Origin of the sequence: Campylobacter sp. US33a (assembly GCF_004378855.1) — a bacterium.
Taxonomy (GTDB): Bacteria; Campylobacterota; Campylobacteria; order Campylobacterales; family Campylobacteraceae; genus Campylobacter_D.
In genome coordinates, this window is the sequence record NZ_RYYL01000033.1 from 1 (window position 1) to 790 (window position 790).

The 790-nt window shown below is 32.7% G+C and carries 1 protein-coding gene and 1 pseudogene; both read right to left on the reverse strand.

What is annotated here, in order from left to right:
* Positions 1 to 77 (reverse strand): annotated as a pseudogene (locus ELQ16_RS10370) (peptidase M15 family protein); the annotation flags it as partial.
* Positions 74 to 790 (reverse strand): hypothetical protein (locus tag ELQ16_RS10100; protein WP_166739691.1); only part of this gene is annotated, 717 nt, incomplete at its 5' end. The pseudogene ELQ16_RS10370 and the gene ELQ16_RS10100, both read right to left, overlap by 4 nt.

Genomic DNA, 790 nt, shown 5'->3' on the forward strand with positions numbered 1-790 from the left:
GGGACATTTGGCGGCAACTCACACTTGCCACATTTGCATTTAAATTCATCAATTTTAAAATACTTGTTTTCTTTCATTGTTCTACTCCTTTCAAATCAAGTTCATAAGCTTGTGGGTTATGTGTGAGTGCATTTAAACTTGCACTTGCAATTATATTGCCATCATCTCCTAATTTTTGGGCTTTGATATCAGTGGTTAAATATGAGCCTTTATAAGTGTTACCTATATTATTAACAAAGCTGATTTTATTAAGCTCATTTAGGTTAATACCTTGTTCGCATTTGATTTTTATTGCATCAAAATTATTGTTTCTATCCACGCAGTAATAATAAAGCCCATTTTCATAAGATAAACCTTGCCATAAAGCTTTATGCAAACCATAATCCTTGTTATAAACTCCATACAAGCTCTCAAGTGTAATTTTGCATTCATTTTCGCCAATTTCATAATCTTGCGGTATGCTTTCAAAAAATTCAGCAGGTTTAGCGTCCAAACTCTCATCGGTGCTAAATATCGCCTCCACAAAACTTCCAGCTTCATTAACGCTTACATATTTTGGTTTTAAAAGCACATCGTTTTTATAAAATCTTAAGTCACTCAAACAACAAGGTGGTTTAGTGCTTGAGTTATTAATCACTATGTAATTTTTCTCTCTTAAGTCAGGATTGTATATCATTTGCATAGGATCTTGATTGATAGGATTAAATTCTTCACTCGTGCTGATTTCTTTAATTTCTGCGTTAATATCTGAAGTGAAATAACTTAGCGTGAGTTTTGAAGTGATTCTACC